The organism is Aquirufa sp., assembly GCF_044342065.1.
Classification (GTDB): domain Bacteria; phylum Bacteroidota; class Bacteroidia; order Cytophagales; family Spirosomataceae; genus Aquirufa.
Genome location: NZ_JBIIQN010000041.1, coordinates 1 through 13,386, shown reverse-complemented (window position 1 = coordinate 13,386; position 13,386 = coordinate 1). Strand labels below are relative to the sequence as shown.

General features: G+C 35.1%; 11 protein-coding genes and 3 tRNA genes. 9 read left to right on the top strand and 5 right to left on the bottom strand.

All coding sequences use genetic code 11. The features are described from left to right. The 9 genes from gltB to pheA form a co-directional block, all read left to right on the top strand. Window positions 1–4,075 (top strand): glutamate synthase large subunit (gene gltB, locus ACIQZ2_RS10905; protein ID WP_395768884.1); only part of this gene is annotated, 4,075 nt, incomplete at its 5' end. A gap of 4 nt (window positions 4,076–4,079) precedes the next feature. Further along, entirely contained in the window at window positions 4,080–5,570 is a 1,491-nt protein-coding gene (locus tag ACIQZ2_RS10900) for a glutamate synthase subunit beta (protein WP_395768883.1), read from the top strand. A gap of 73 nt (window positions 5,571–5,643) precedes the next feature. Next, a tRNA-Ser gene (locus tag ACIQZ2_RS10895) sits at window positions 5,644–5,730 on the top strand. Between the two features lie 10 nt (window positions 5,731–5,740). Beyond that, window positions 5,741–5,814: transfer RNA gene (locus ACIQZ2_RS10890), tRNA-Pro, on the top strand. A gap of 58 nt (window positions 5,815–5,872) precedes the next feature. Further along, window positions 5,873–5,946, top strand: a tRNA-Arg gene (locus ACIQZ2_RS10885). A gap of 33 nt (window positions 5,947–5,979) precedes the next feature. Beyond that, window positions 5,980–7,272 (top strand): hypothetical protein, encoded by a 1,293-nt coding sequence (locus tag ACIQZ2_RS10880; protein ID WP_395768882.1) that lies wholly within the window; start codon window positions 5,980–5,982, stop codon window positions 7,270–7,272. Then, on the top strand, window positions 7,262–7,819 hold the full coding sequence (locus ACIQZ2_RS10875) for a colanic acid biosynthesis acetyltransferase WcaF (protein WP_395768881.1): 558 nt from the start codon (window positions 7,262–7,264) through the stop codon (window positions 7,817–7,819). The genes ACIQZ2_RS10880 and ACIQZ2_RS10875 overlap by 11 nt, the downstream gene beginning before the upstream one ends. A 3-nt stretch (window positions 7,820–7,822) precedes the next feature. Further along, the gene (locus ACIQZ2_RS10870) at window positions 7,823–8,992 is read left to right on the top strand and encodes an MraY family glycosyltransferase (RefSeq protein ID WP_395768880.1); all 1,170 of its coding nucleotides are present in this window, start codon (window positions 7,823–7,825) and stop codon (window positions 8,990–8,992) included. A gap of 17 nt (window positions 8,993–9,009) precedes the next feature. Next, window positions 9,010–10,089: a prephenate dehydratase gene (gene pheA / locus ACIQZ2_RS10865; protein WP_395768879.1), complete on the top strand. Its 1,080-nt coding sequence runs from the start codon at window positions 9,010–9,012 to the stop codon at window positions 10,087–10,089. Here the strand turns inward: pheA and ACIQZ2_RS10860 are convergent. The 5 genes from ACIQZ2_RS10860 to ACIQZ2_RS10840 form a co-directional block, all read right to left on the bottom strand. Next, window positions 10,063–11,004, bottom strand: a complete 942-nt coding sequence (locus ACIQZ2_RS10860; protein ID WP_395768878.1) for a bifunctional riboflavin kinase/FAD synthetase — start codon at window positions 11,002–11,004, stop codon at window positions 10,063–10,065. The genes pheA and ACIQZ2_RS10860 overlap by 27 nt on opposite strands. Further along, on the bottom strand, window positions 10,988–11,686 hold the full coding sequence (gene truB, locus ACIQZ2_RS10855) for a tRNA pseudouridine(55) synthase TruB (protein WP_395768877.1): 699 nt from the start codon (window positions 11,684–11,686) through the stop codon (window positions 10,988–10,990). The genes ACIQZ2_RS10860 and truB overlap by 17 nt, the downstream gene beginning before the upstream one ends. Continuing rightward, the gene (locus ACIQZ2_RS10850) at window positions 11,674–12,462 is read right to left on the bottom strand and encodes an undecaprenyl-diphosphate phosphatase (RefSeq protein WP_395768876.1); all 789 of its coding nucleotides are present in this window, start codon (window positions 12,460–12,462) and stop codon (window positions 11,674–11,676) included. The genes truB and ACIQZ2_RS10850 overlap by 13 nt, the downstream gene beginning before the upstream one ends. Continuing rightward, the gene (locus ACIQZ2_RS10845) at window positions 12,459–12,677 is read right to left on the bottom strand and encodes a DUF3098 domain-containing protein (RefSeq protein WP_395768875.1); all 219 of its coding nucleotides are present in this window, start codon (window positions 12,675–12,677) and stop codon (window positions 12,459–12,461) included. Before ACIQZ2_RS10845 ends, ACIQZ2_RS10850 begins: the two co-directional genes overlap by 4 nt. A gap of 2 nt (window positions 12,678–12,679) precedes the next feature. Continuing rightward, the coding region (locus ACIQZ2_RS10840; protein WP_395768874.1) for a cell division protein FtsX at window positions 12,680–13,386 on the bottom strand (707 nt) is incomplete at its 5' end.

The following is a 13,386-nucleotide window of genomic DNA, read 5'->3' as shown; positions in this document are numbered from 1 at the left end:
TAAGTTGTATATTTTTAGACAATACGTTACCCGATTATTAAATGAAACCATACCATCATTAGAGGATAAGTTTTATTTTACTTCCTTGTCATGTCGTACGATAATTTACAAGGGAATGTTAACTACGTTACAAGTTCCCGGTTATTGTAAAGATTTGAATGAGGAGAATTTTACCTCAGCATTGGCTATTGTACATTCACGGTTTTCGACAAATACTTTCCCAGAATGGAAATTAGCTCAACCTTTTCGATTTATAGCGCATAATGGTGAAATAAATACAGTTAAAGGTAATTCGTCATGGATGCAGGCACAGTCAGCCCTTTTTTCTAGTAAATATTTTACACAAGTGGAACTGGATATGATTTTGCCTGTTTGTAGTTTAGGCCAATCTGATTCTGCAATTTTAGATAATGCGATAGAAATATTGTACTTAAGTGGTCGATCTCTTCCGCATGTTATGATGATGCTTATTCCAGAAGCATGGGATGGCAACGATAGCATGGCTGATTATAAACGTGATTTCTATGAATACCATGCCGCCATGATGGAGCCTTGGGATGGTCCGGCGAGTATTTCGTTTACTGATGGTAAAATAATAGGAGCGACTTTAGATCGTAATGGTTTACGTCCATCCCGGTATTGGGTTACTGAAGATGATCATGTAATTATGGCCTCTGAAGCAGGTGTTTTGGACTTGGATCCGGCTACAATTGTTTCAAAAGGTCGTTTACAACCTGGTAAAATGTTTGTGGTTGACATGGAACAAGGTCGTATAATTCCAGATGAAGAGTTAAAGGAAAGTATTTGTCAGCAGCAACCTTATGGACAATGGTTACGCGAGAATAAAATTCGAGTAGAAGATCTTCCAGAAGCGGGTAGTGAATATCGTCAACCGAAATTAACCGAGTTGATTTCAAGGCAACAGATATTTGGATTTACAACGGAAGATATACGCATTGTTTTAAAGCAAATGGCAGAAACAGGTAAAGAAGCCTTAGGGTCTATGGGTATAGATACTCCTTTGGCTGTTTTATCTGATAAGGCGCAGCATTTGTCATCCTATTTTAAGCAATTATTTGCCCAAGTAACCAACCCACCTATTGATCCGATACGTGAGCGGATGGTCATGTCTTTGCTTACTGACATTGGAGGTTTGTCAAACTTACTAGAGGAATCCCCTGGTCATTGTAAACAAATTGAAATTCAGCAACCGGTATTAAGGAATAAAGAGGTTGAGAAAATTCGTTGGATTGATCATGAGAATTTTCAAACAAAATCAATACACATTACTTTCAGGGCTTCTGAAGATTCAGGTGTTTTGAAAAGGGCTTTGGAGCGGATTTGTCAATATGCTGAAGATGCTGTTGATGATGGCTATTCAATAATATTGCTAACCGACCGCGGAGTTGATTCTTCTCATGCACCTATACCATCATTACTGGCTTTAGGAGCTGTTCACAACCACTTAATTCGTACCAAAAAACGGGCTAAAGTAGGGATAATCGTTGAGGCTGGTGATGTTTGGGAAACCCATCATTTTGCTACGTTGATTGGATATGGTGCATCTGCAATTAATCCGTATATGGCCTTTGAGACTATTCGGTCGATGAGAGAAACAAATTTAGTTGACAATGCTTTTTCATATGAAAAACTTGAATATAATTATATTAAAGCAGTTAACGGGGAGCTTTTAAAGATCTTCTCCAAAATGGGAATTTCCACACTGCAATCTTATCAAGGTGCTCAGATTTTTGAAATTTTAGGTATTGGTAAAGAAGTGGTTGATTTGTATTTCACAGGTTCAATCAGTCGTATTAGTGGCATTGACTTGGATACTATTGCCAAAGAAGCACTAGTTAAACACTTTTCGGGATATGAATTGTTAAAATCTGATCATCCTAAATTAGAAGTTGGAGGAATATATCAATGGAAACAGCGAGGAGAGGAGCATTTATTCAATCCAACTACGATTCATTTATTACAGCAATCAACCAAAACGAATGATTATTCAATTTATAAGAAGTATGCGCAACTGATTGATGATCAATCTAAAAAGGCAATAACCTTGCGAGGACTTCTTCGGTTTAAATCTTCAAAAGCTATTTCAATTGACGAGGTAGAACCTATTGAGCAAATATTAAAGCGTTTTGCCACAGGGGCTATGTCATTTGGGTCTATTTCCTACGAAGCGCATACGACTTTGGCAATTGCAATGAATAGAATCGGTGGAAAGTCAAATACAGGTGAAGGGGGAGAAGATCCTATTCGTTTTGAAGTGATGCCAAATGGTGATTCAATGAATTCGGCAATTAAACAAGTAGCATCTGGTCGTTTTGGTGTTACAGCTAATTATTTGACGAATGCCAAAGAATTACAAATTAAGATGGCTCAAGGTGCAAAGCCCGGAGAAGGAGGGCAATTACCAGGTCATAAAGTCGATGACTGGATTGGTAAAACGCGTCATTCAACGCCGGGTGTAGGATTGATATCACCTCCACCACATCATGATATTTATTCTATTGAAGATTTAGCTCAATTGATATTTGATTTAAAAAATGCCAATAGAGATGCTAGAATTTCAGTTAAATTAGTTTCAGAGGCTGGGGTTGGAACCATTGCTGCAGGTGTGGCCAAGGCTCATGCTGATCATATTTTAATTGCTGGTTACGATGGCGGAACGGGCGCATCTCCATTATCTTCTATTCGACATGCTGGTTTACCTTGGGAGCTTGGATTAGCTGAGACGCATCAGACATTAGTACGAAATAAATTACGGGGTCGTGTAACACTACAAACCGATGGGCAAATTAAAACAGGTCGAGACATTGCGATTGCAGCCTTATTGGGGGCAGAAGAATTTGGTGTGGCTACTGCAGCATTAGTTACTGCTGGGTGCATTATGATGCGTAAATGCCATTTAAACACTTGTCCGGTAGGAGTCGCTACTCAAAACCCGGATTTACGTGCTTTGTATACGGGTAAACCTGAAGATGTAGTTAATTTATTCTATTTTTTAGCTCAAGATATGCGTGAAATAATGGCAGAATTGGGTTTTAGAACAGTGGATGAAATGGTTGGACGCGTTGATTTACTTGAATTAACAGACCTTTCCAATCATTGGAAATTTAAGCATGTTGATTTATCTCCCATTTTATCACCAGCGCCTAATGAAGATGGGGTTGCTCTAGTTAAATCCGAAGATCAAGATCATGGATTAGAAGGACAATTGGATTGGAAGATTATTGGATTAGCGAAACAAGCATTAGAATCAGGCAAACCTGTTTACGGGGAAATGGCTATTATTAATGTTAATCGTTCAGTAGGAACCATTATTTCCAATGAGATAATGAAAAAATATGGGGAGAAAGCATTGCCTGTAGATACTATACACATGAGGTTTAAAGGCACCGCAGGTCAATCATTTGGCGCTTTTTCTGTTAAAGGGTTGAAATTGGAAATTGAAGGTGATGCCAATGATTACATAGGCAAAGGGATGTGTGGCTCTACAATTATTGCTTATCCTGCTGCAGAAGCTAAGTTTAATGCTTCAGAGAACAGTATTGTAGGTAATGTTAGTTTCTATGGAGCCACATCGGGTGAAGCTTATTTAGCTGGAATGGCTGGTGAACGTTTCTGCGTACGTAATTCCGGAGCCAAAGTCGTAGTAGAAGGCATTGGTGATCATGGATGTGAATACATGACGGGGGGGCTTATTTTAATTTTAGGAGCTACAGGAAGGAACTTTGGTGCTGGTATGTCAGGTGGTGTAGCTTATGTTTTAGATGAAAAAAATGATTTCGAAGGCAAGGTTAACCGGGAAATGGTTGAAATTACTGACTTGACGCCTGAAGATGTTTCCATCGTACGTATGTATCTAGAAAAACACATTGAATTAACTCAATCAGTTAAAGGCAAAAGTATCCTAGAAAGCTTTGGAGCTTCTATAAGTTTATTCAAAAAAGTATTACCTATTGATTATCGCAATGCTTTGGCAACAAGACATTTGAGCATATCAGATGTATTAAGTGACAAGGATCGTGTTTATCAAGATATTCAAATTGATTTAAAGAAATAGTAAAATGGGAAAGCCAACTGGATTTTTAGAAATTGATCGGAAGACGGCATTAAAGCGTCCTATTTCAGAGCGTGTGAATGATTATAAAGAAATTGAATTAATCGCCACGGCTCAAGAAACAGAGGCGCAAGCAAGTAGATGCATGGATTGTGGTACCCCATTTTGTCATAATGGATGTCCATTAGGGAATATTATACCAGAATTTAATGACGCTGTTTATGAGCAAAACTGGAAGTATGCCTATGAGATATTAGTGTCTACAAACAATTTTCCTGAATTTACTGGGCGTATTTGTCCCGCACCATGTGAATCCTCATGTGTTTTGGGGATAAATAAACCCGCAGTAGCTATAGAAATGATAGAAAAATCAATCATTGAAAAAGCTTATTCGGAAGGGTGGGTGATTCCCCAAGTACCTACAAAACGGACTGGAAAATCCATAGCTGTCGTAGGTTCAGGACCTGCTGGATTAGCAGCTGCAAGCCAGTTGAATAAAGCAGGTCACACAGTTACCGTGTATGAACGAGCAGACAAAATAGGCGGATTGTTGCGTTTTGGTATACCTGATTTTAAATTGGATAAGTCTACCATTGACCGTCGTATTTCCGTAATGGAGCAAGAAGGTATACAGTTTAGACCCAATACTGCAATTGGTCAAGACATTAAACTCTCAAAACTACAACTTGATTTTGATGCTATTCTTTTAACGACGGGTTCTACGACCCCTAGATTGATTGATGCCCCCGGTAATGACGCGAGAGGTATTTTTCCTGCAATGGAATTTTTATCACAACAAAATAAACGCGTGTCTGGAAGTGATATTTTAAGTAATCACAAAGGTGAAGTGTACACAGTGGGTGAAATTTCAGCGAAAGGGAAACATGTGGTGGTTATTGGTGGTGGGGATACAGGTTCAGATTGCGTGGGTACATCGAATCGACATAAAGCTAAATCCATTACTCAAATAGAAGTTATGCCTAAGCCTCCGGTAGGCAGAGCAGAAAATACCCCTTGGCCTAATTGGCCAACAATGTTGAGGACATCAACCTCACACGAAGAAGGGGCAGAACGCTTATGGTCAATTGCCTTAAGAGAATTTGTAAAAAATGAAAATGGCGAGTTAACTGCATTAATTATCGGTGACATATCGTATAAGTCATCCAATGGAAAGCTTGAACAAGAAATTACTAATATTCGCAAAATACCATGTGATTTAGCTTTAATTGCTGCAGGTTTCATACATACTGATCATGACCAACTTGTAGATGAGTTAATTACGCAGGGAGGTGAATTAGATGAACGAGGTAACATTTTGGCAGATTCAACATATAAAACTGTGATAGACAAGGTATTTACAGCCGGAGATGCAAGAAGGGGGCAATCTTTGGTAGTGTGGGCTATTTCTGAGGGTCGTGAAGCGGCTCGTCAAGTAGACCTTTCGCTTATGGGTAAAACAAGCTTACCTGGTAAATCGGTATCTTCATTTGATCTATAATTATTTGTTTTTTTTAGGCATAAGTTTGGCATCTTAAATAAATAATCATATTTTTGTACTCTCTTAAATGCTAGGAGAGATGCCTGAGAGGCCGAAAGGACATGTTTGCTAAACATGCGTACTGGAAACGGTACCGAGGGTTCGAATCCCTCTCTCTCCGCAGTGTTTTTCGGGGTGTAGCGTAGCCCGGTATCGCGCTTGGTTTGGGACCAAGAGGTCGTAGGTTCGAATCCTGCCACCCCGACACAGTCAATTTGGTTATGAGTGCTTGCACAATTAGCTAAATTGACTTTTTGATTTTTGGTTCCGTAGCTCAGCTGGATAGAGCAACTGCCTTCTAAGCAGTAGGTCTTTGGTTCGAATCCAAACGGAATCACTAAATATTTTCCATTATAATTCTATTTTTATTTTGCAGGAGAATAAAATTTTAAATTGGAAAGTTTCATTGGGCATAATTATCATATGGATTGCCCCTCCCTTTATTTATTTTCTGAAAGAATTTATAGGAGTTGGCCAAACATCAATTTTTGCAGGTATAATTTATTCGGTCGGCCTCATTTTACTTATAAATCATATTCCTTTAAAGGTATTCTACAAGGGAAATGAAACTTTGGCATTTACTGGACTTAGTTTCTTCTTTTTAGGTTTTTTTTACTTCCTTTTTTATAATACGCAACGTTCTTCGATAATTGTAGATGCAATTAATTTTTCCATCTTAATTGGCTTCATTTATTGCATATTCCGAGTTGATAATGATGTGCAATATTATTTACCATTATTAATATTGGCTGTTACGTTAGTCAATAATTTTGCGCTTATTTATTCTATTTCAACTAATCCTGATTACGTTTTAGGTGCTAGAGCAACTGTACAATATAATAAAGGAACGGGGGAAGATTTCTCAGGCAATCCGATAGTATTTGGTCGAAATGCGGTGGCCGGATTGTTAATTTCATTCTTGTTTATACATAAAAAAGCTTATTATTTTATTGGAAATAGAAGTGCTAGAGCTAATATTCTAGCTCATATCAACCTATTAATTAGTTTAGTTGTGCTTATTTTAACTCAAACACGCGGAAATTTCATTTCGGTAGGTTTATGTATAGCGTTTTATTTAGTTTTTGGAAATTATAGTTTATCTGCTGGATTTAAAAGTAACAAGTCTACCATCTTGTATTATTTATTGGTTTTGGCTATGATGCAATATCTTAATACTAAGTTTCATATACTTGAAATCTTAAGTGGTTATTCAGAACGAGCCTATGAATTTTTATTAAGAGCAATAAATACCGGATTAGGTATAAATAATCCATCCTCTCAACAGGATGCTTCTGCTATGAATAGGGTTCAAAATATTACTTATATTAAGAATTTAATTTCGAGAGATTGGTTTGATTTTATATTTGGAAAGGGTTATAAATTCTGGTACGTCGATATTCCAGCTTTAGAAGCATTTGTTAATTTTGGTATTTTAGGCGTTTTTTTATTTATCGTCTTTAATGTTTTAATCTTGTACTATATAATTCTTGGAATAAAGACTAAAAATTTATTTCAAAATTTTATAAGTCTATTTTATATTAATTTACTCGTATCTGTATTCACCGGGGGACGGCCTTTGGATTTTTCATATTGGGTATTTTACATTATATTAATACGTTTTTTATTAATACTGCCAAAAAACATCGAATTAAGTGGAAAATAAGGCAACTGATCTATCAAAATTCAAACATGAGCTTCATCTTTCCTTTGGAGCCAAATTGAAGTATGGAGTTTGGTTGGTCATTTCCAATATATTTTTTTTAACAAATATCCCTTATCCTTCAAGTGTTAAGGTTTATATTTTACGATTACTCGGTGCACAAATAGGGCAGGGATGTGTAATCAAACCTTGGGTTAAGATTAAATTGCCATGGAATTTATATATTGGCGATAATGTTTGGTTAGGTGAATCTGTTTGGATCGATAATATTTCCAATGTACGCATTGGAAGTAATGTTTGTATCTCTCAAAAGGCTCTGTTAATTACGGGAAATCATGATTACAGCTTACCCTATTTCGACTTGATTAGTAAACCTATTCATGTTGAAGAAGGTGTTTGGATTTGTGCAAATTCAACGATAACGGGGGGCGTTACATTGAAATCGCATAGTGTTGTTGGGATCGGTGTAATAATCAAAAAAGATACCAGTCCATTCAGTATTTATGGAAATAAACAAGAGGTTACTATTAAACAACGGGAAATAAAGTAGCGTATGGATTATATTAAAATTTTAGATGATAAAGATTTTCAACTACTCATTTCGTTTGTAGTTTCTTTATTTATTACCATTACAGCAATCCCTGTAATTATTAATATTTCTCGATTGAAAGATTTGATGGCAGAAATTAAGTCACGCAGTTCTCATAAAAAATTAACACCTACTTTGGGTGGTGTTGCTATTTTTGCTGCAACTTTAATAACCTATTTTATATGGGATAATCCTAAAGAAGGACATGATTTACACCTTACTATATCAGCGATTATTATATTATTCTTTTTAGGTATAAAAGATGACATTCTTATATTATCTCCCAAGAAGAAACTATTAATTCAAATTGCCGCTTCTTTACTTGTAATTAGTTTAGGAAATCTTCAAGTTTCAAATTTATATGGTTTGTTGGGTTTAACTCAATTATCTTATAACGTAGGTTTATTAACCACCATTTTTATCTTTATCTCCTTGATTAATGCGATAAACTTGATTGATGGGATTGATGGCTTAGCGGGTTCAGTTGGGTTGTTTGCAAGTTTAATGTTTTCTTACTTATTCTATAAACTCGGTATGTATGCTCAAGCAACGCTAGCTGTTTCTTTATCGGGTTCTCTTCTTGGCTTTCTTCGTTACAACTGGTCCACGAAGAATAAAATATTTATGGGGGATACGGGATCTTTAATTGTAGGATTCTTACTTTCTTATTTTGCAATTAAATACGTTGTAATCAATAACAACTTTCAAGTTAATCCGATGTTATCCAAGGATGCACCTCTTTTTGCACTATCCATATTGATTTTACCCGTATTTGATACCATAAGGATGTTTTTTATTCGGCTAATAGAAGGTAAATCGCCTTTTGAAGGAGATAGAAAACATTTACATCATGTTCTTATTGATATTGGGTTTTCTCATAAAATAGCTACTGCCTTATTATTGTTTTTTAATATTATTATAGTTAGTGTTTTTACGTATTTGAGCAATTATCGAAAAGAAAGTAACAATAAGTTATTACTTTATTTAGCTATCGTATTTGCAATTTACTGTACGATTAGTTATTTGCTTTCTAAGAAAATAGATAAGGCTCTGGTGGATAGAGTTAAGTTTAGAGAGGTAAATAAAGTAGAACGATTGCGAATAAATGAACAACCCGAAGCATCAGAAAATTAGGGTAAACCAGGTAAGCGATGAAGAATTTAGGAGATCTACGTAAAGAAATTGACGAAATCGATGATGCTATATTAGCGCTTCTGGTCAAACGAATGGATGTGGTTGATCAAGTAGGCAGTTTGAAACGAGCAAACAATAGTCTTATTTATCATCCTGATAGAGAGAAAGAAATTATTGATCGACTTGCAAAAAAGCCAACTGGTAGATTAGGTAAAGTAGCAATAGAAGCAATATTTTTAGAAATTTTTGGCGTTTCGCGCAATTTAGAATTACCTGAAATAATAAGTTATCTTGGCCCAGAAGGTAGTTTTACTCATCAGGCCGCGGAATCACGTTTTGGTGCAGTGGCAGATTATATTTCGTTGCCCTCAATCAAATCTATTTTTGATTCAGTAGATACTGGCCGAGCAAAATATGGCATCGTACCCATTGAGAACAATCAAGAGGGTATGGTTAAAGAGACATTAGATTTGCTAAGTGAACGTTCATTGTTTATCATTTCGGAGATAATCATACCTGTGAACTTTTGTTTGGCCACCAAAGAGCATGATATTAATGCTATCCAACAAATTTATTCTAAAGACATTGCGTTCCACCAATGTCAAGGATTCACTCAGGATTACTTCGCATCTAAATCTGATGATTTTTTTGTACAAGTAGATTCAACCTCAAAGGCAGCAAAACTAGCTGCTCAAAATCCTGGTACTGCAGCTCTGTGCTCTCATATTGCTGCTAAAATCTATCATGTACCGATTCTTTTTGATAACATTCAAGATAATGATAGTAATCAAACTCGTTTTATTATTATTAGCAAAGCAGAAAACCTTAAGAAAACCGATAGAGACAAAACTACACTTGCGGTAAAGTTGAAGGACGATGATAAACCGGGAACTCTTCTTAGATTGTTAAAAGATTTTGAAGAAAAAGATATAAACTTGTTGAAAATAGAATCAAGACCTCAAAAGGATACTAATGATTTTAAATTTTGGTTTTTTATTGATGTTGAAGGCAATAAATTAGATGAGCATATTTTAGCAATTTTAACATCTAAATCTGATGAGGTTAAATTCCTAGGAAGCTACATGAATTTGTGTTAAATAAGTAGTTGCGTCCTTTCTATCTTTCTCTAATTGCTCAACTAATGCGCTGAATGAGTCGTATTTGATTTCATTTCTAAGCCAGTATATGAAGTCTACTCGTAATTCTTCTCCATATATATCCTTGTCAAAATCAAATAGATGAGTCTCTATTCTTTGTTCAAGACTATTGGAAACTGTTGGCCTAACTCCAATATTGGTCATACCATAATACATTTTACCCATTATGGTATTACGGGTAACATATACTCCTTTCGCTGGAATCAATTTACTAGACTCATTTACCTGTAAATTTGCCGTAGGGAAACCTATTGTACGCCCTAGTTGGTCGCCTTTGATTACTAGTCCAGTTAAATTATACGAATGACCCAATAATTTAGTCACTTGATTAACTCTACCAAGTAGCAGATATTGTTTTATCAAAGAACTGCTAACGACTTCATTATCGATTATTGTCTCTTTGACACGATACGTTTCTATCTGAGGAAAGTTTACATGTATAAATTCTTCTGAACCTTCTCTATTTTGACCAAAATGATTATCATAGCCAAATACAATGTGTTTAACCTGAAGTAATGCTATTAAAATAGAATTAGCAAACTGTTGAGCTGTCAAGCTCGCCATAAATTGATCAAAGGGTAACGCAATCAAAATATCAATACCTATATCTTCCATGATTTGTGCTTTTTCCTGGAAGGAAGAAAGGGACATATAATTAGATTCTTTATTGAAGTAAAGGGAGGGATGATTGGTAAAGGTCAGTACTATTGAAGGTATATTTTGGCGTTTGCTTATTTCAACCACCTTCGTTAATACACTTAAGTGACCAAGATGCACACCATCAAACATGCCAACTGTGATAACAGAAGGAGTAGAGAACATATCTATTTGAGATAAGTTATGATATAACCGCATAGTTTTCTCTATTGAACGTTTCAATTGATTGGGCATTTTCAATGGTATAATCACCTATTTTGGTTCGTATCAACCTTTTTAAATAAGCACCAGATCCTACCAATTCTCCTAAATCTCTTACAATACTTCGTATATAGGTACCTTTTGAACAACAAATTTTAAATTCAACTTCTGGAAAATTATCAGAATTTATCTCAAATTCATAAATAAAAGCATCCCGAACCTTAATATCTAATTCCATTTCCGATACACCATTTCTTGCATGCGAGTATAAGCGCTTGCCATCTAACTTTATAGCCGAGTAAATAGGAGGTACTTGTTTAATTTCGCCCAATAAATGATTTTGAATTTTTTCTAAAATTAAATCCCTTGAAATATGTTCAATTGGATACGATTTGTCAAAATCTGTTTCTAAATCTATTGACGGAGTTGTATGGCCAAATACGAGTGTCCCAGTATATGTCTTAGGTAAACTTTGAAAATATTCAATCTTTTTGGTGTGTTTGCCTACGCATACCACCAATAGACCTGAGGCTAAGGGATCCAATGTTCCCGCATGACCAATTTTCTTAAATCTACCCAAATTTTTCAACTTACGTACAACATCAAAAGAAGTCCACGTTACCGGTTTATCAATTAGGTAAAATTGATTTTCTGGTTGGACTTGATCTAATTCAACCATAAAAATAAAGAAAGGAGTATACCGACAGCTATTCTATAGTAACCAAAGATTACGAACCCATATTTAGTAACAATGGAAACCATAAATCGTATGCTTACTAGAGCAATAAGAAAACTGACAATAAATGAAGTTAAAAGAACAGGTAAATGGGTTGAATCAAAAAACTGAGGTACATCAGCTCGGTAATCTAAAATCTTTTTTGCACTAGCACCAAGAATAGTAGGAATACCTAATAAAAATGAATATTCAACAGCCGCTTGATGACTTAGACCTACTAATCTTCCTCCGACTATAGTAGCACCAGAACGAGAAACCCCGGGAATCATAGCAATACACTGATAAAAACCAATTTTCACAGATTGAAGAATAGATAAATCGGTCACAACTTGTGTTTTTGGTAAACGATTCCGCAACCAATAATCAATTCGTATTAATATACAACCTCCTAAAATCCATGATATAGCGATAAATGAATAACCTTCAAACATTGATTCTAAAAAATCATCGAAAAGTACGCCTAAAATAACCGCAGGAATAAATGAAATACTGACTAAACGGTAAATAGTTATGCTACTGGTAAGCCTTTTATAATATAAAATTGGTACAGCTGATATAGCACCTAACTGAATAAATATGGTAAGAAAATTTAAAAAATTAGATGAAGGAATCTTTAGTAAATATTCTCCAATTATAAGGTGAGCCGTTGAAGAAACCGGTAAAAATTCCGTTAAACCCTCAATAACCCCCAAAATAATGGCTTCTAAATATCCAATCATTTACTACGAGGTCTAAATAAGGCGAATATAGGAATAATTACACCTGTTAAAACAAGAATTGGCCCTAAAGTCAAGCCTAAAAAACCAAAACCAAATGGCTCTTTATCTAATGTCATGACAAAAAAACCAACAAACATAATTGAAATGCCTGCCAATAAAATCTTAATGCTGGCGGCATTTAAAGGGAAGGAAGACTTGCTAGTATTTTTTTCCATGTCTAATATAAATTTGAAGCGGAGATTCTTAAATACCTATTAACAGTAATCAAAGTACTTATGAAACTGAAAAGAATTGATACAAATATGGTTCCAATTAAAATAATAAGTTGATTATTGGTATTATATAGATAATCGGTCAACTCCGGTATTTGATTGTTTAAATAAAAATAAAATAAATTAGTTAATATAAATCCAACCAATGCTCCAGATAAACCGTGTATAACAGATTTTAACAAATAGGGTTTCATAATAAATCCGTTTGTTGAACCTAATAATTGCATCGACTTGATTAAGTTGCGATTCGCATGAATATGTAATTTGGTATAATTACTAATTTGTAAATAGACGATTAAGGCAATTAATCCTATGAAAATTAAAGCAGCGCTTGATATTACTTTTATCTTGGGGATAATTAAGTCCATGTAGTTAACAGGATAAGAAACCTCATAAATACTGGGCAGTACCTTTAACTCATTTGCAATCTTATCAAATGTTTTTTTATTTCGATAATCTGGATTAAACTCAAGTACAATTAAGTTTTTAAAAGGATTAACATCTCCTAATAATTCATCGAAATTTTCATGTGAAGAGTTTAAAAACTCTTTTGCAATATCTTGTTTGGATACGACTTTTATCGCATTACCATTTATTTCAGGTTTCTTTTTAATCACTGAAATGGTTGAATCTATCTGACTTGTTTGTAGTG